Genomic DNA, 16,416 nt, shown 5'->3' with positions numbered 1-16,416 from the left:
GGAATGGTCAAAGGCAAGGGTTTTAGAAGAGCGGCGCAGCCGCCCCTCTTATTGTGGGGGTAGGAGTCGGCGGCAAAGTGTCTTAATCTTGTTTGAAACAACGATAAAGCAATACAGCAGAGCCTTTCCAAGAAATGGCTGGCCGGGATCCCTCTCAGGCAGGGGTAAGACTGATGACCTTGGGTGGCGCAGAGGGCCGGCGTCTCAAGCCGGCTGGAAACGGCTGTGGGCATTCCCTCTGTCTTCCAACACAGTCGAGTATCGAGTAGAGTGGGGGCGCCTGCTTTGATTTGGATTGGGTTTTGTGAATCCAGCTACCCCTCCTGCTGCGCCCTCGTCCCGCCGCTTTCCCCTTCGTCGCGTAGCAATGGTGGCCCTCACTGCCGGCTTCTTGGCGGGGTTAGGAGCGGGGGGCTATGCCTTACTGCAGCGGCTACGGCTGCAGATGCACCGGGATCTGATCTTCTATCGGTACACCGTCTTTTCTGAGTTTGGCTATGGAGGCTCGCCAGCGTTCGATCCCGGCCAAAGTGATCGCTGGTTTCCTCTTACCTATCCGGTGTTGGCCCGCTGGGGGGGATCCGCCGACCCGAGCCGCCGCAGCTACGCCTTCTACACCTTGCAAAGCCATGGCCTGCCCTACAGCCGTTGGTGGTTGGAGGATCGGCTGCGGCAAAATTCGGCTCAGTTTTTCGCCCCAGCAGCTTTGTTCGGGGGCTATGACTACTCAAGCGGGCAGGAGATTGCGCCTCAATACGAGCTGTTTGGGCTGGATCGGCCAGAGTCGGTGCAGCGCCTCACCGAGCTGGCCTTGGCCGGGATCCAAGCCGATAGCCCCGAGTGGAGTTTTAATCTCAACTGGCTCAACAGCTTGCTGACCCAAGAAGAATTTCCCTTGCGAGATCGGGTCTACAGAGCGCTGCTCCCCGCCTTGGAAAGCAGCTCTCCGCAGCGGGCAAAGAAACTCTTGAGCGCCTTGCCCTACGAGGAGGAAAGGATCCCCTCTTGGGCGCTGTCGCAGGTGCAGGCGGTGCGGCAGCGGGTTGCGGGGAATGTTTCTCCATACACTGATGTTTATGGGCGTGCCGGCCAAGTGTTGATCCTAGAACAGCCGACGGTGCAAACGGTGCGCCCTTTGTACGAAGATTTACCGCCCCCATCCCGACACTTTTTTCTGCTGCAGATAGCGGATCCAGAAACTCTCCCCCCTGCCGCTCAGGTGTTGCTGCGCAGCGTGGTGGGCGATGATGCTGACCCGCAGCGGTTTTTGGCGGCGGCTCTTCTCTACTTAAAAGGGGATCCCAGCGGGGAGCCGCTGCTGCAGAAGGCTCTCAACGAGGACTTTGCCTCTCTTCACGGCATCGACGACCACCTGGTTTTGCTGCAGTTGGCAGAAGCTTTTCCCAATTCCCGCTTTACGCAAGCTTGCCGGGAATACGCCCGCATTCGGGGGGGCAGCTATTTTGGCCATTCCCTCTACAACCCCGAGACCGGCGAACCGATCCCGCGGCCTTTCCCCCCGGCAGAGGAAGAGACCCTTTGGCGGACTTGGCTGACCGTCTACCCGAATCATCCCGGTGCCGACGATGCCCTCTTCTGGCTGACACGCACCTTGGAGTGGCAGGGCAAAAGGGAAGAAGCACTGGTCCTTTTGGCCAATTGGCTGGCGGATCCCTTCGGCGATGGAGACATGCGCTACGTCTTGCGCCGCCGCCTGCTTTTGCTCTTAGACAGCGGTGCAACCCCCAGCGAGTTGCAAGCTTTTCTCGACCGCCACGGCGAGCATCCTCTGGCCGCCGCCGTCCGCTATGCTCTGGCGGTTCGCTTCGCCCGCGAACACCGCTACGACCTAGCCCTGCAGCTGACGGAAAATCTGGCTTTGGATGCTGTGTTGGATCGCTACCCCTTGCTGGATGGCGGCTACTGGCTGGACGACTGGGATCCCGTGCCCGCCAGCCGCACCCCTCTGCAACCGAAAATCCAGGCCCAACGAGAACGCTGGCGCCAATTGAGCCGTTGGCAAGCCCAATCCACTCCCCAACAACGCTATCAACTGGCCGCCCACTGGGCCGCTGCCGACGGTTGGCGCAATGGGTACCTGTGGCTGTTTAACCAAACCCGTGCCGGTGGCCTGAGTGGGGATGCTGATGGAAGCGCGCCGCCGCAACCAGCTTCCTCCAGTTCTCTATCGGACTATCAGCGGGCCAATCACCATGCTGTAGCAGCAGAGTTACTCGGCTCTGTGCTGGCGGATCCCACCGCCCCTGCCCATCTTCAGGAAGAAAGCCTGTACCGGCAGGTGCTGATCCTCTACCGCCAGTACACCACCTACCCTCCCGAGGAAACGGCAGCCATCTATCCGCTGCCGGGCTTCCCCCCAGAAGTGACAGAAGATACCAGCTTGTTCGACACGTCACTGCCGGACTACGTGGATCCTGGCAGCCTCAGCTACAGCTACTTTCTGGAAGCCAAAGCCCTGCAGGATGGCTATGCCCGCCAGGCGATCTACGCCGGCAATGAGCTGCTGAACCGCTTCCCCCAGAGCCGCCATGCTGGGGATGTGCTCATGGCTCTGTACGGCCTGACGGGAGATGTCGCCTTCCTAGGACGGCTGCTGACGCAGTTTCCTGATAGCGAGCGCGCTCTGGAGGCAGCGCTTGAGCTGGGGCCCGTCAGCCACTGAGTCTTTAAGCGTACCGCAGCTTTGCAGCTTTATAGCCTCTTCACAGAGCCTTCATGAAAGGCAAATAGGGGTATTCTTGGACGAGAGCTGTCTTGCGAGATCCAGGGAGAAAGGCTTTATCTCCCCTTTGTCTCGGCGGATCTGGACTAGCTTGGGTTGAGTTTCCTTGGGCTGCCATGGGCTGATGGATCCTGCCACCTTTCTGGAGCACTATGGGTTTGAGCTGGAAGGTCAACCCAGCCAGGTTTGGGTGGAGCGCTGGAGCCAGTTGTTCCCGGATCTTTGGATCGAGGCAGCCTTGCTAGAAGCCCTCTACCAGGGGCGGTACAAGGCCGCCTCTGTGGAGCAGCTTCTCCGCCTTTGGCAGCGTCGCGGCTCTCCTCATCTTACCTTTCCCCCAGAAATCGGCCAGTTCCTTTGGCAGGAGCAGCAGGAGCGGATCCGCTCTTTGGCTGCGGCTGCCTTTGCCTGTTCTCCTCTGCCGCCGGTACCCCCCGCGGGATCCCTGTTTTCCAGAGAACCGGCCATATCTCTAAACTTGTTGTTGGAGCAGTTGCAGGAGCTTCCCCCCAAGCTGCGCCGCCTGCTCGCCCAGTCCCCTCCTCCCCAACTCGCCCGTGCTGGTGGGGCAGAGTCCTCAGGGATCCTAGAGCTCCAGCAGACGGTCGTTGACCCGCCAACTCCTGCCGAGCCCCCTCAGGGACAGTCTTGATGGGCTTGCCACTCTCTTTCCTCAGGGATCCTGTCCATGACCTTTCCCCTCGATTGCGACAGCGGTGCGGAGCACATTTTTGCCGCCTTGCCCTGTGGGGTGATCACCGTCAGCGACACGCGCACCCCTGAAACCGATCACAGCGGCCAGTTTATCTGCACAGCCCTCCAGGAGTCCGGCCACCGGGTGGAGAGATATTGCATTCTCCGAGATGAACCGCAGCTCATTCGAGAGCAGGTTCAGGATTGGGCCGGATCCCTGCCGGTGATCTTGTTGAATGGTGGCACAGGCATCGCCCCCCGCGACACCACTTACGACGCCATCGAGGCTCTCCTGGAAAAGACCTTGCCCGGCTTTGGGGAGATCTTCCGCCAGCTCAGCTATGCCCAGATTGGCAGTCGGGCCATCGCCTCTCGGGCCATCGCCGGGATCCACGGAAAGTGCTTGATCTTTTCCATGCCTGGCTCCCCAGCAGCCGTGCAACTGGCTATGCGCAGCCTGATCCTGCCGGAGCTACCCCACCTGGTTAAGCAACTGCACCAGGGCAAGCATTGAGGCAGCAGGCCGTCTTAGGTCGTGTTGATCTTATGTTAGGATAGAGGGAATAATTTATAGAGGAAAGAGGATGAAGTTGGTTTTTTTAGATGAAAACAAATGGCAGAAGATATTGGCTTTTTTACAGACAGAAGAGAGAGTTAACATTGGGAAAGAAGCAAACTGCAAACAGTTTATTGAAGCAGTTCTTTGGATAGCCCGTTCCGGTGCTCCTTGGCGCTACCTCCCAGAAGGATATGGCAAATGGTACACCATCTATCAAAGATTCCACCGGTGGAGTCGTTTTGGAGTGTGGGAACGGATGTTCAAGTATTTTATTGACGACCCTGATTTAGAGCATCTCATTATTGATTCAACCATGGTTCGAGCGCACTCCTGTGCTGCCGGAAAAAAGGGGAGCAAGCTTTGGGGAGAAGCCGAGGCGGATACAGCACCAAGATTCATGTGAGTGTAGATGGGTTGGGAAATCCGCTGGAATTGAGAATAACTGGCGGGGAAAAGAGCGATATTACTCAAGGGGAAGAATTGATAGAGGGCTGGCAGAGAAAGGATACCAAAGTAATTGGGGATAAAGGATATGATGCGGATAAGTTGATTGAGAAGATAGGGGAAGCTCAAGCGGTTATTCCGCCTAAAAGGAATAGAAAGACGCAGCGGCATTATGACAAGCATCTGTATAAAGAGAGGCATTTAATCGAATGCTTTTTTCATAAGTTAAAGCAGTACCGGCATCTATTTTCTCGTTTTGACAAATTGGCCAGGAACTTCTTGAGTTTTCTCTATCTCGTCAGTGCTCTCTTTTGGCTCAAATGAAAGATCAACACAACCTAGTGATCCCCTCTTAGGCCAAGAGGGCAGTCGCCTTGGCAAGAGCCTCCTCCCGCAGCAGAGCGGCTTTATCGGTGCGCTCCCAGGGCAGATCCAGGTGAGTTTGCCCGAAGTGACCATAGACCGCTACATTTTGGTAGAAGCGTCCCCCCCGTTGGCGGGGCAGCTCCCGCAGTTGGAACTGGGCCAAAATGGCTGCCGGCCTCAGATCGAAGTGGCGCTGCACCAGCCGCAACAGCTCTTCGTCGGGGATGCGCCCTGTGCCAAAGGTTTCCACCAAAATGTTGATGGGGCGGGCTACCCCAATGGCGTAGCTCACCTGCACTTCACATTTTTGCGCCAAGCCAGCTGCCACGATGTTCTTGGCCACGTAACGAGCCGCATAGGCAGCGCTGCGATCCACCTTGGTGGGATCCTTGCCGGAGAAGGCCCCACCCCCATGGCGAGAATAGCCGCCGTAGGTATCGACGATGATCTTGCGTCCGGTCAGGCCCGCATCTCCCTGAGGGCCGCCGATGACAAACTTGCCGGTGGGATTGGTGAGGAAGCGGGTGTGGCTATCCGGCTTGATGGGCAGCTCGGCAAACACCGGCGTGACCACTGCCTCCCAGAGATCGGCGCGGATCCGCTCTTGCACCGCCGCCTCTTCCGTAATGGCGCCAATCGTGGGTGTGTGCTGGGTGGAGATGAGCAGGGTGTGAATGCCCACCGGGCGACCTTCCTCATAGGCCACAGTCACCTGCGTTTTGCCATCCGGGCGCAGATAGGGCAGGGTGCCGTTTTTGCGAACCGTGGCCAACTGGCGGCTGAGGCGGTGGGCCAAGCTAATGGGCAAGGGCATCAACTCGGGAGTTTCATCGCAGGCAAAGCCAAACATCAACCCCTGATCCCCGGCCCCGACCAAGTCGAATTGATCTTCCTGGGAGCCGCGACTTTCCAGGGCCATGTTCACCCCTTGGGCAATATCGGGAGATTGCTCATCGAAAGCCACCAACACCGCGCAGCTTTCTGCACAAAACCCATTCTTGGCATCGGTATAGCCAATTTCGGCCACCTTGTCCCGCACCAGACGGGTGAAGTTGACCTGCGCTTGTGAGGTAATCTCCCCGGTCAACAGAACCAGGCCCGTATTGACCACCACCTCGGCGGCCACCCGACTGAGGGGATCCGCCGTCAAGAGGGCATCCACGATGGCATCGGAGATCTGATCGCAGATTTTGTCGGGGTGCCCCTCCGTCACCGACTCCGAGGAAAACAAAAACGACTTGGACAACGAACCTTCTCCTTAAAAGCTAGAACTGAGAACCTGAACAAAAAACAAGGCTCACCCGCTCGTTCATTATCCGTCGGAGAAAGAGCCAACCAGGGATCCCCAGGTGCTCCGCACCAGCCCCAACTCAGCCAGAGGAAAGGCCCAGCAACCAGCAAGCGTTCTGCACCGCTGACGCACCAGCACTGCCGCGAAGGCCTTGCCCCGCTGCCGCGACCAGAGCTATGGGAGCTGCTAAAGGATAAAGTTGCCAGAAAAGTCCCCCGCCAAAGAGGGCTATCCTCTAGAGAAAACTTTATTGCCTTTATCTTTCGGTTACTGACTAACCGCAGGAATTGGCACCGTAGCGGAGGCTTCCGCCGGGTTGCCGCAGCTTCATTGGGCCTGGTCCCTCAGTCTGCTCTGGATAAAGAACGGAACTTGTCCCTATAGTACCCCCAACCTCCGCCCATTTGTCAAAAAAATAAGCTGTGGGCGGCTTCAGCCAAACAGACCCTGCCACCAGTCTGTCCCCTGAGCGGCTTTGAGAAAGAATGCGCCGGCCAAGCCCAGGGGGGAGAGAACGCCGAGAAAGCCAACTGTCCCCAATCCCCAAGCCAAGCGGTGCAGATGCTTTTTGTCGGCAGGATTTGGCGTCGTTTCGGCTGAGATGGCCAACAGGGATCCCAAGGCTGCCAATAGGGATCCCCCCAGACCTGCAAAGTAGCTGGGCGCTAGCCACGGTTGCAACTCGGCGGCAGATACGACTTGGATGCGGGGCAAGACTTGAAAACACCCTATTGCCAGCACTGCCCAGATGAAGCAGTACATTAGCAGGCTATCTCGGAAAGCGGCAGCCGGTTCTCTCATGATCCCAGCCAATGCAACCAGATGAGGGATTAGGATGGGGGCGGTCTGCTGTGGGGGAACTTGAGTTTGCCCTAACAGTCGCGTCAGCGGTGCAGTTCCCCTGCCGTAGGCACAGCACCTTCCCCTCAGCTTGTGTGGCGAATCTCAATTTTTATGATTATGGCCCAACCCGCCCTGTCTGGCTGGCCTGCACCGGCTTCCGGATCCCAACCCCTCTCGACAACAGAACTTGAGGACGCTTGCGATAGCGGTGCGGAGTCTTCACCGGGCGCAGAGGCCGACCCAAACTGGCGGCATCGCCAAAGAATGCAAAAACGCCAGCAGATCCAGCGGCAGCGTCTGTCGGGCATGCGAGATGACAAGGGCTTGATCATCGTACACACCGGGCAGGGCAAGGGAAAGACCACGGCTGCCTTTGGCATGATCTTCCGCGCCCTCGGCCAGGGATTGTCGGTGGGGGTGGTGCAATTTATCAAGGGGGCCTGGGATCCGGGGGAAGCCAAGCTGTTGCGAAAGTTGGCCGAGCATCCAGAGCTGGGCCTGGGGAAAATAGCTTTTTACGCCATGGGAGAGGGCTTTACCTGGGAAACCCAAGACCGGGAGCGAGACATCGCCCATGCACAGGCGGCCTGGGAAAAGGGGCGGGAGCTGTTCACCAGCGGGGAGTTTCAGTTGGTGCTTCTGGATGAGATCAATGTCGCCCTCAAGTTGGGATATCTCTCGCCGGACAGGGTGTTGGCCGGGCTAGCGGAGAAACCGGAGCGGGTTCACCTGATCTTGACGGGGCGGGGCGCGCCGGCAGCGTTGATCGACCGAGCCGATCTGGTGACGGAGATGACTTTGGTCAAGCATCCCTTCCGTGACCAGGGGATCAAGGCGCAAATCGGCATCGAGTTCTAACCCTTGGGCAGGAAAGATGGCCATTCTGCTGGCGGCGGCAGCAAGCGGCAGCGGCAAAACCACCATCACTCTGGCTCTGTTGGCCGCTCTGAGGCGACGGGGCCTGCGCATCCAACCTTTCAAGGTGGGGCCGGATTACATTGATCCTCTGTTTCACACGGCGGTGAGCGGGATCCCCTGTCGCAATTTGGATCCCTTCTTGACCGACGAGGACTTTGTGCAGCGCTGCTTTCGCCACCATTGCCAGGGCAAGGATGGAGCCATTGTAGAGGGGGTAATGGGCCTCTTCGATGGACGAGCGCCGGGATCCCTGCCCCTCCCCGAGGGCGGAACGGAGCCTTTTTTTGCCAGCAGCGCCCATGTGGCCCGCCTGCTCGGGATCCCTGTGGTGCTGGTGATCGATGGCAGTGGCATGGGAACGACGGTGGCCGCTTTGCTCTACGGCTTGAGCCGCTGGGATCCCCGCCTCTCCATTGCCGGGGTGATCTTCAACCGGGTGGCCTCGGAGCGGCATGGACAAATCTTGCAGCAGGCAGCGGCTGCAGCGGGGATCCTAGTCTTGGGCCAGTTTCCCCGGCGGGAGGATTTGCGGTTGCCCAGCCGACACCTGGGGTTGGTGCCTGTCTCAGAACTGGATCACTTCCCCCACTGGCAAGCTGCCTGGGCCGAGCTGGCCGAGCAACACGTCAATTGGGATAGCCTATTGCCCCTCATTCGGAGGCTTCCTCCAGCGGTAGGAGAGCTGTGGCCAGGGATCCCCCCTCTCACCGAAAGGACTCCGCCCCGCCGCTGCGAACAGGTACGGGTGGCGGTGGCCCAAGACCACGCCTTTAACTTCTACTACGCCGACAACTTGGATCTGTTGCGGGCCTGTGGAGCCGAGCTGCTGGAGTATTCCCCCCTCCAGGTGGGGCTATGGCCACCGGAGCCCTGCGACGGCGTGCTGCTGGGGGGAGGGTTCCCGGAATTGTTTGCAGCACCTCTATCTGAGAGAATTAACCAACAACCTCCCCCGCCCACCCACCCACCCCTCTATGCCGAGTGTGGCGGACTGATGGTGCTGGGCCAATCCCTCACCGATTTTCAGGGAAAGACCTACCCGATGGCCGGGCTATTACCCATCCAGGTAGACATGGCCGACCGGCTGTGTTTGGGCTACCGCGAAGCTGCGGTTTTGCGCCCAACCCTGCTGGCCCCAGCCGGGGATCGCCTGCGCGGGCATGAATTTCACCGCTCCCGCAGCACCCCCATCTCCCCCAGCCCAATCTACAGCTGGGGATCCCCCGCCCAGCTTCAACAGGAAGGATGGGCCACCGAGCGCCTTCACGCTTCGTACCTGCATCTGCACTGGGGATCCCGTCCCGACCTGGCCATGCGGCTGCTGCGAAGTTTCATAAGGATTACTCGGGGCCTGCCCATCCCCTCTTAGAACACCGTGCCATCGCTGAGCAGTTGGATGGGAGGAGAAGCATCTGGCCTGAGCTGGGCCGCGATTTGCCGTCCTGCCGTCCAGGTTCCCCCTTGCAGTATTTTCACCAGGGGCAACTCCTGGGCAGAGCAGCCAAGCCTTTCCCGGATTAAGGAGGCAACTTGATCCAGCAAAATCACCGTCAGGGCTCGCCACTCCACAATCACCGTCGAATCTGGGGGATGCGGTTGCTGCCCAATCTCCGGCTGCTTGAGCTGGATCACCCCCAAATCCACAAACAGCCCCCCGTTGCGATACTCCGCCAAACCCGTCAGCTCATCCAAACCCCCGATTGGGATCCCCTCCTGCTGCAACGGCTCCAGCAGGGAATAGGTCATCCACTGGGACAACTTGTGAAAAGGCACCCAATGGCTCCCCGGCTCTGTTTGGGGCAGGTGGGGATAGGGCCAGACATCCCCCAGAGGGATCCCGGCCAGCGAGACTCGCCCAGGCCAAATGGAGCTAAACCCCCTCTGAACTGCCTGGAAGACCTGTGCTGCTTTGATCCCACGGCTGGGATCCTCAGGCTGGATGGCGTCCCACAACCGGCCTGGACGAGGAAGATTGTGACCGGATCCAAAGTAATGGGGTTGAGCCCGCAAAGTTTGTGCCAACCTTTGCAGCAGTTGCCAGCGCCCCTCCAGTCCCAGTAAAGGATTTTCCGGCCCCACCTGGAAAGCTGCTGCCAAATCCGCCAAGGTGATCCGCTCCAGGCCCGCCGCATCCACCTGCAGAGGCTGCTGGGGATCGCTGGAAAACCCACCTTGCCAGAACCAGTCGAAACTGGCCAAGGCCAAACCTTCGGAACGACCCACCGCCGTCTGACTTTCTGGATCCCGGTACTTCCAGGCAGAGCCTGCGCCTGCGTCCAGCAACACGCTGACGATGGCCAGATCCCACTTGCATCGCAGCCGCTCCAGCGGATCCATGTCTTTAAGTCGATTTTCCAAACGGGCTAGGCGCTCCCCGGATCCCACTTGAAAATGTTGCCAGCGGCTGTGGAAGGGAATTTCCCCGGTGGGATAGTGGGCCCGCATTGTGGTGATCACATAGTCGGCTACGGATCCCATCCGATTCAGGTCGAGGCGAAAATGCTCTGATTCACCGGCCAAAACCCTTTCCAATAGCAACCGACAGCGATCCCGAACGGCTTGGGGACTCTGCAAATAAGCCACTCGTTTTTCCAGATCAACAGGTGTCAGCATCAAGCCGTTCCTTCTCAATTGTCCATGCCGAGAATTTTCTCAGCATAATCGGGCGGGAACCCACCTTGATCTGCATTCGTCTGCAAGCCTTGGCCCACTTGACACTCCCGCCGGTCTCTTGTCAAAAGACCGCGTCTTACTTCGCGATCGGTGAGACCCTTGCAAGAGAAAGCTTTGAGGCAACTGTCCTGCTGACACGAGCAGCCCTGAGCCATTTTGAGAAAAGACTGGGCCAAGCACTGGGTGAGGATCCCGATAGATAAGAGCATTGACTCGAGGTAAATTTTGATGTCCCTGTTAAGAGAAGTGTTGAATACTACATTTCACTGAAGTAGACTTCGCCTACTCTGTGGCCTTAACCACTTCCTTGAGGGGTTGTCGATTGTTATGATAGATGTAAACCTAGCCCTAAGCATAAATTACTAGTTAGGTCATTTGCAGCTAGGCGGAGCCCCAAAAGTGCCAATCCATCAGGGAGGAGTGTGATGTTCACACGGTTGGCGGAACAATACCGCAGCTATGTTCAAGATCTGGTGATGAGTTTGCAGGCTCTGGCCATCGTTTTGGAGAAGCGGGGCTACCCAGCCTCTTGCTACACCTGTGGTACGTCTTTCGAGAGTGCCTCGTTTATGGTCAGTTTACGAGAGGGGCACCTAATCCGCTTTTTGGTTTCCGAATGCTCCATTAGCTGGACAGAAATGCGGGATGACCGGGAGCTTATGAAATTGGAAGGGGCAGAGGCGATTCGCCAACTGCAGGAGCTGGCAGAGCTTATCAAAGATGAGCTGTTGGTCGCCGCCACGCCGGCTGAAGCTCTGGTGGCCAGCACCTGATCCTGGCAGGCCCTAGGTCTGCTCAAACCCAAGCCGTAGCCGATTGGACAACTAAGCCTAACCTTCTAGGCCGCTGCTTTGGAGATTTTTCCCCTGTTGAGGAGTAAGGGTGGAATAGGGATCCCCCTCGACGGAGTGGCAGTTGGCTGGCTGCCCATGCCGCTTGTATGGGGATCCCAGATAACCCGCTCTCCCAGCTTGTATCTGGAGTGGTTTGTGGCGGCAAAGCCTCTCTGAGTAAAGTCTGAGTAAGGTGTCACCGCTGCCAGGGATCCCCTGTTGACGGCTTCATCTTATAACTCTGACCCAATACCCCCAAGGGGATTCGAACCCCTGTCGCATCCGTGAAAGGGATGTGTCCTAGGCCTCTAGACGATGGGGGCGCTCTCCGACAAGGTGATCCTAATCCTAAAGAAGGATAAGTAAGCTTGTCAACCTTTTAATCTGCATCCCCAGACCCACGCCCTGCCAAGTTCAGAATCAAGATCCCCAGCAAAGCCAGGCTCAGCAGGCTGGCAATCACAATCGGTTCATCTGGGATCACGTCCATCTTGGCTTCACCTCACCACATCACAAAGAGCCACACCTCAGACCCGTTCCACATCCCAGAAGAAGAGGGATCCCGCTATAACCACCCCGTCTCTTTGCTGTTCTAGCCGGCTCACACCCCATCGAGCCCCGTACGGAGGCGGGCCGGTGAGTCGTCCTGAGCAAAGCATCCGTCCAGTGGCTTAGACTACACTAGTAAGGACTGACCCATCGTTTGGACTGGCATGATTCCCACCGTTATTGAGCAATCTGCGCGAGGCGAGCGCGCCTTTGACATTTATTCGCGTCTCTTGCGGGATCGGATCATTTTCTTGGGCACCCAGGTGGACGACGACATTGCCAACCTGATTGTGGCCCAGATGCTCTACTTGGAATCGGAAGACCCTGAAAAAGACATCTACCTCTACATCAACTCCCCCGGCGGCTCTGTCTATGCCGGCATGGCCATTTACGACACCATGCAGCACATTCAGCCGGATGTCTCCACCATCTGCATTGGTTTGGCTGCCAGCATGGGAGCCTTTCTGCTGGCAGGGGGCACCAAAGGCAAGCGCATTGCCCTTCCCCACGCCCGCATCATGATCCACCAACCCCTTGGTGGAGCTCAGGGGCCAGCTACCGATATTGAAATTCAGGCCAAAGAGATCCTCTTCATCAAAAACAGCCTCAATAGCTTGCTGGCCTACCACACCGGTCAACCTCTAGAGCGCATCGAACGAGATACCGACCGCGACAACTTCATGACCCCAGAACAAGCCAAAGAGTACGGCCTTATCGACCAGGTGATCAGCAAGAGACCCCAGCCAACCCTGGCAGCCGTTTCTTGACCCTCCAGATCCTGTGGGTGGACTTGCTCCGCTCCCTCAAAGAAGGGAGCTTTTGGTTTTGGCCGGGGATCCCACCCGAAGGATATTAAGAAAGCCAAAGAAATCTGTATTCTCGGCAGGCAGCAACGGGACTCACTTTAACCAAACTAATCAAACTCATAAAGAAAGTAATGTTCAGCCCACTATTGCGGATGATAGCTTAGGATTAAACCAATATAGAGTTGTGTTTGCCGAGATTCTAGCTTAGGCACTGTATAAAAATCTTTCTACTGGATTTGCAAGTCCAGGGAGTCCAAGCTAGCAATTGAAGGCACTCGAAAAGAAGGGTTTGGGGCTTCCATCCCCTGGGATGAAGAGTGTCTTAAGGCCCAACTTTGGCCTCGCGGTTGTGGGGCGAGTTCGTTCACGAAAACTCGGTGGTCTTGAGTTTTGGCCCTGGGTTTTTTCCTCTTGGTTGCATCCGTGAATGGCATTTTCTGGTTCTGTGATTCGTTCAGAGGGAGATCAACGTGGCCTATTCAGCAACCCAATCCAAAAGCGGCTATCAAGCCGGTGTGAAGGATTACCGACTCACCTATTACACTCCCGACTACACGCCTAAGGATACCGATGTCTTGGCCTGTTTCCGGGTTACTCCTCAGCCGGGTGTTCCTCCCGAAGAGGCGGGGGCAGCCGTGGCGGCTGAGTCTTCGACGGGCACCTGGACAACGGTATGGACCGATTTGCTTACCGACTTGGATCGGTACAAAGGCCGCTGCTATGACATCGAGCCGGTTCCCGGCGAAGACAACCAGTACTTCTGCTTCGTCGCCTATCCGCTGGATCTGTTCGAGGAAGGCTCGGTGACCAACATGCTCACCTCGATTGTGGGCAACGTTTTTGGCTTTAAGGCCCTAAAGGCGCTGCGGCTGGAAGATGTACGAATTCCGGTGGCCTACCTGAAAACCTTCCAGGGCCCTCCCCACGGCATTCAGGTGGAGCGGGATAAGTTGAATAAGTATGGCCGTCCGCTGCTGGGCTGCACCATCAAACCCAAGCTGGGCCTTTCTGCCAAAAATTACGGGCGGGCCGTGTATGAAGCTCTGCGGGGCGGCCTGGACTTCACCAAAGATGACGAAAACATTAACTCCCAGCCCTTCCAGCGCTGGCGGGATCGCTACTTGTTCGTGATGGAGGCTGTCCACAAGGCCCAAGCGGAAACCGGCGAGATCAAGGGCCACTATTTGAACGTGACGGCGCCCACCTGCGAAGAGATGTTCAAGCGGGCCGAGTTTGCCAAGGAGTTGGGCGCCCCTATCATCATGCACGACTACTTGACAGCCGGCTTTACTGCCAACACCAGCTTGGCCAAGTGGTGCCGGGATAACGGCATTCTGCTGCACATTCACCGGGCCATGCACGCGGTGATCGACCGGCAGAAAAACCATGGCATCCACTTCCGGGTGTTGGCCAAGTGTTTGCGCATGTCCGGTGGCGACCACCTGCACTCTGGGACGGTGGTGGGCAAGTTGGAAGGCGACCGCGCCATCACGATGGGCTTTGTGGATCTCATGCGGGAAAACTACGTAGAGGCCGATCGCTCCCGCGGCATTTTCTTCACCCAAGATTGGGCTTCCATGCCAGGGGTGATGCCAGTGGCTTCCGGTGGGATCCACGTTTGGCACATGCCGGCGCTGGTGGAGATCTTCGGCGACGACTCGGTGCTGCAGTTTGGCGGCGGAACCTTGGGACACCCCTGGGGCAACGCGCCGGGCGCAACCGCCAACCGGGTGGCCTTGGAAGCGTGTATCCAAGCTCGTAACGAAGGTCGAGATCTGGCCCGCGAAGGCAACGACATTATCCGGGAAGCAGCCAAGTGGTCGCCAGAGCTGGCGGCTGCCTGCGAGCTGTGGAAGGAAATCAAGTTCGAGTTCAAGGCCGTCGACACCCTCTAGAGATCTGCTGGGGGCAGGGGATCCCCACGGTTCTCTTGCCCTACTGGCTCCCTCCCTGGATCGGCAATGGATCTGAAACAGATCGCCAAAGACACCGCCAAGACCTTGATCAGCTACCTGACTTATCAGGCGATGCGCACGGTGCTGGCTCAACTGAGCGAAACAGATCCCCCCAGGGCTCTTTGGCTACAGCAGTTCTCCGCTCGGCAAAACCTTCAGGATGGGGAAGCCTACCTGCGGGCTTTGCTGGCTGAGCGTCCTGAGTTGGCCTATCGCATCATGACCGTTCGTGAACACATTGCTGCGGAGGTGGTCGATTACCTGCCGGAAATGGCCAAAGCCGGCATCCAGCAAGCCAACATGGAGCACCGCCGCAATCATCTAGAACGGATCACCTCAGCAACAGGATCCCTACCCGTTACCCACCCGGAAGCGGGATCCCCCCCACAAAACCCTAGGCTCGAAACGGAGTGACACCGATCATGCAAACCTTACCAAAAGAGCGCCGCTACGAAACCCTCTCCTATCTGCCGCCGCTGACGGATCTGCAGATCATCAAGCAGGTGCAGTACATCTTGGATCAGGGCTACATCCCGGCCATAGAGTTCAACGAATCGTCTGAACCAACGGTTCGCTATTGGACGCTGTGGAAGCTGCCCCTGTTCAGCGCCACTTCTCCCCAGGAGGTGCTCAGCGAAGTGCAGGCTTGCCGCAGCGCCTACCCCAACTGTTTCATTCGCGTGGTGGGGTTCGACAACATTAAGCAGTGCCAGGTGCTCAGCTTCCTGGTCTACAAGCCCAGCGGCCTGCGCTGAGAGAGGTTCAGAGTTTTGACCAGCTTGGGGGAGAGAGCTTCTGGAGCGTCTCTCTCCTTTTTCTTATGCGAGGGGATCCAACGGGAGCCTTCCCGATTGCAGGGCAACAGTTTGTCCCGTGTTGGCGTTAGCGGCGCAGTTGCTCTGGGCCAGAGTTGGGCAACTGTCCCGAAGCAACCCTGTTCTCAGGATCCGATCCCCAAAAGCGCTCCCAACCCCACGGCCAGGAGAGCGGCCAAGGTTGTTTGAATGCCGTTCACCACTTCATTGCTCATCCAGGCCAAACGGGGTTGTAACACCACTCCCATCCAGCTTTCCGCCAGGGTGGCCAGGATCCCGGCCAGCCAGCAGATGACCAACCAGAATGGGCTGCCCCCTACCCATTCCCCGCCAATCCCCCAGGCCAACCCGGCCATCCCTGCCGCTGCCGCCACTCCCGCCAGGGATCCCTCTAGGCTCACGGCTCCTTCTGTGCCCGCCGGCACGGACTGGAAGGTGGTGATCAAAAAGGTCTTGCGGCCATAGGCTTTCCCCACCTCGCTGCTGACGGTATCGGCCAATTTCGCTGCAAAGCTGGCGCTGTATCCCAACCACCACAGGGGATGCGGGAAGAAAGCGTATCCTAGCGCACATACTGCCCCGGTTAAAGCGGATCCCCAGACGTTCTCCGGCCCTCGTGCCCCCTCTCGCTTTTCGGCGATCCCCTGCGCCTGCTTGCGCCGGATCCCCAGTTTGGTTACGGCTGTTCCCACTAAAAAATAGGCAGCTACCACCGCGTAGCCCCGCCCCCCCAGCCCCCCCCACACCAGCAGGCCCAGCAGGCCCGCGTGGATGACCCCTGCTCGCGTCAAAGCCTTCTGAGGGCTCAGCAGACCCAGCACCACCAGAGCCAGGTTGAGCCAGAGTGCCACCCCCCACTGACTCAGAAGCCACGCTTGCCACATATACCCTTAAACTTTAGCCACAGCAATTTGGCCAGATAATTCTC

15 protein-coding genes, 1 tRNA gene and 1 riboswitch are annotated in these 16,416 nt (G+C 58.0%); of the genes, 11 read left to right on the top strand and 5 right to left on the bottom strand.

The features are described 5' to 3' along the window. Positions 1–304 precede the first annotated feature (304 nt). The 4 genes from CYB_RS12335 (at position 305) to CYB_RS14580 (ending at position 4,763) form a co-directional block, all read left to right on the top strand. Complete coding sequence (locus CYB_RS12335; RefSeq protein ID WP_148202770.1) at positions 305–2,683, top strand: tetratricopeptide repeat protein; 2,379 nt, start codon at positions 305–307, stop codon at positions 2,681–2,683. Between the two features lie 184 nt (positions 2,684–2,867). Next, complete coding sequence (locus CYB_RS12330; RefSeq protein WP_011434150.1) at positions 2,868–3,395, top strand: hypothetical protein; 528 nt, start codon at positions 2,868–2,870, stop codon at positions 3,393–3,395. Positions 3,396–3,431: 36 nt separating this feature from the next. Further along, positions 3,432–3,950, top strand: coding sequence for a MogA/MoaB family molybdenum cofactor biosynthesis protein (locus CYB_RS12325; RefSeq protein ID WP_011434149.1), 519 nt, complete (start codon positions 3,432–3,434; stop codon positions 3,948–3,950). 70 nt (positions 3,951–4,020) lie between these two features. Continuing rightward, positions 4,021–4,763, top strand: a protein-coding gene (locus tag CYB_RS14580; protein ID WP_076611515.1) for an IS5-like element ISSoc13 family transposase whose coding sequence is annotated in 2 segments (ribosomal slippage) — positions 4,021–4,339 and positions 4,339–4,763 — 744 coding nt in all. Because the reading frame shifts where the segments join, the coding sequence is not laid out codon by codon here. A gap of 28 nt (positions 4,764–4,791) precedes the next feature. On the opposite strand, the gene metK is transcribed toward CYB_RS14580, so the two are convergent. Further along, the gene (gene metK / locus CYB_RS12310; RefSeq protein WP_041436796.1) at positions 4,792–6,051 is read right to left on the bottom strand and encodes a methionine adenosyltransferase; all 1,260 of its coding nucleotides are present in this window, start codon (positions 6,049–6,051) and stop codon (positions 4,792–4,794) included. Between the two features lie 298 nt (positions 6,052–6,349). Further along, a riboswitch (SAM riboswitch) is annotated at positions 6,350–6,461 on the bottom strand. Positions 6,462–6,528: 67 nt separating this feature from the next. Continuing rightward, positions 6,529–6,897 carry a hypothetical protein gene (locus CYB_RS12305; protein ID WP_011434147.1) on the bottom strand — a complete coding sequence of 123 codons (369 nt, stop codon included), beginning with the start codon at positions 6,895–6,897 and terminating at the stop codon, positions 6,529–6,531. Between the two features lie 159 nt (positions 6,898–7,056). Between CYB_RS12305 and cobO the strand changes: the two genes are divergently transcribed. Both cobO and CYB_RS12295 read left to right on the top strand, forming a co-directional pair. After that, a complete protein-coding gene (gene cobO / locus CYB_RS12300) occupies positions 7,057–7,797 on the top strand; it encodes a cob(I)yrinic acid a,c-diamide adenosyltransferase (RefSeq protein ID WP_083757680.1) in 741 nt (246 codons plus the stop codon). Between the two features lie 16 nt (positions 7,798–7,813). Further along, on the top strand, positions 7,814–9,226 hold the full coding sequence (locus CYB_RS12295) for a cobyrinate a,c-diamide synthase (RefSeq protein ID WP_011434145.1): 1,413 nt from the start codon (positions 7,814–7,816) through the stop codon (positions 9,224–9,226). Here the strand turns inward: CYB_RS12295 and CYB_RS12290 are convergent. Continuing rightward, positions 9,223–10,470: a URC4/urg3 family protein gene (locus CYB_RS12290; protein ID WP_011434144.1), complete on the bottom strand. Its 1,248-nt coding sequence runs from the start codon at positions 10,468–10,470 to the stop codon at positions 9,223–9,225. The two genes, CYB_RS12295 and CYB_RS12290, sit on opposite strands and share 4 nt — an antisense overlap. Positions 10,471–10,955: 485 nt before the next feature. Here CYB_RS12290 and CYB_RS12280 point away from each other — a divergent pair, with 485 nt between their 5' ends. Then, entirely contained in the window at positions 10,956–11,303 is a 348-nt protein-coding gene (locus CYB_RS12280) for a DUF1815 family protein (protein ID WP_011434143.1), read from the top strand. Positions 11,304–11,613: 310 nt separating this feature from the next. Here the strand turns inward: CYB_RS12280 and CYB_RS12275 are convergent. Then, positions 11,614–11,686: transfer RNA gene (locus tag CYB_RS12275), tRNA-Glu, on the bottom strand. A gap of 390 nt (positions 11,687–12,076) precedes the next feature. Here CYB_RS12275 and clpP point away from each other — a divergent pair. From clpP to CYB_RS12255, 4 genes are all read left to right on the top strand, one after another. Beyond that, positions 12,077–12,679, top strand: a complete 603-nt coding sequence (gene clpP / locus CYB_RS12270) for an ATP-dependent Clp endopeptidase proteolytic subunit ClpP (RefSeq protein ID WP_011434140.1) — start codon at positions 12,077–12,079, stop codon at positions 12,677–12,679. A 509-nt stretch (positions 12,680–13,188) separates the two neighbouring features. Continuing rightward, positions 13,189–14,613, top strand: coding sequence for a form I ribulose bisphosphate carboxylase large subunit (locus CYB_RS12265; protein WP_011434138.1), 1,425 nt, complete (start codon positions 13,189–13,191; stop codon positions 14,611–14,613). A gap of 66 nt (positions 14,614–14,679) precedes the next feature. After that, positions 14,680–15,087, top strand: coding sequence for a RuBisCO chaperone RbcX (locus CYB_RS12260; protein WP_011434137.1), 408 nt, complete (start codon positions 14,680–14,682; stop codon positions 15,085–15,087). A gap of 8 nt (positions 15,088–15,095) precedes the next feature. Continuing rightward, on the top strand, positions 15,096–15,428 hold the full coding sequence (locus tag CYB_RS12255) for a ribulose bisphosphate carboxylase small subunit (protein ID WP_011434136.1): 333 nt from the start codon (positions 15,096–15,098) through the stop codon (positions 15,426–15,428). Between the two features lie 185 nt (positions 15,429–15,613). Here CYB_RS12255 and CYB_RS12250 read toward each other — a convergent pair whose 3' ends face one another. After that, the gene (locus tag CYB_RS12250; RefSeq protein WP_011434135.1) at positions 15,614–16,372 is read right to left on the bottom strand and encodes a TIGR00297 family protein; all 759 of its coding nucleotides are present in this window, start codon (positions 16,370–16,372) and stop codon (positions 15,614–15,616) included. Between the last annotated feature and the right edge of the window lie 44 nt (positions 16,373–16,416).

The sequence above is a fragment of the Synechococcus sp. JA-2-3B'a(2-13) genome, assembly GCF_000013225.1.
GTDB lineage: Bacteria > Cyanobacteriota > Cyanobacteriia > Thermostichales > Thermostichaceae > Thermostichus.
This window is presented reverse-complemented; position numbering and strand designations above follow the sequence as displayed.

Excerpts from the sequence above, each read along its gene's own strand:
- clpP (WP_011434140.1), top strand. The coding sequence starts at position 12,077 with ATGATTCCCACCGTTATTGAGCAATCTGCGCGAGGCGAGCGCGCCTTT.
- CYB_RS12295 (WP_011434145.1), top strand. The coding sequence starts at position 7,814 with ATGGCCATTCTGCTGGCGGCGGCAGCAAGCGGCAGCGGCAAAACCACC.
- CYB_RS12250 (WP_011434135.1), bottom strand. The coding sequence starts at position 16,372 with ATGTGGCAAGCGTGGCTTCTGAGTCAGTGGGGGGTGGCACTCTGGCTC.
- CYB_RS12325 (WP_011434149.1), top strand. The coding sequence starts at position 3,432 with ATGACCTTTCCCCTCGATTGCGACAGCGGTGCGGAGCACATTTTTGCC.
- CYB_RS12305 (WP_011434147.1), bottom strand. The coding sequence starts at position 6,897 with ATGAGAGAACCGGCTGCCGCTTTCCGAGATAGCCTGCTAATGTACTGC.
- CYB_RS12255 (WP_011434136.1), top strand. The coding sequence starts at position 15,096 with ATGCAAACCTTACCAAAAGAGCGCCGCTACGAAACCCTCTCCTATCTG.
- CYB_RS12330 (WP_011434150.1), top strand. The coding sequence starts at position 2,868 with ATGGATCCTGCCACCTTTCTGGAGCACTATGGGTTTGAGCTGGAAGGT.
- cobO (WP_083757680.1), top strand. The coding sequence starts at position 7,057 with ATGGCCCAACCCGCCCTGTCTGGCTGGCCTGCACCGGCTTCCGGATCC.
- CYB_RS12260 (WP_011434137.1), top strand. The coding sequence starts at position 14,680 with ATGGATCTGAAACAGATCGCCAAAGACACCGCCAAGACCTTGATCAGC.
- CYB_RS12280 (WP_011434143.1), top strand. The coding sequence starts at position 10,956 with ATGTTCACACGGTTGGCGGAACAATACCGCAGCTATGTTCAAGATCTG.
- CYB_RS12290 (WP_011434144.1), bottom strand. The coding sequence starts at position 10,470 with ATGCTGACACCTGTTGATCTGGAAAAACGAGTGGCTTATTTGCAGAGT.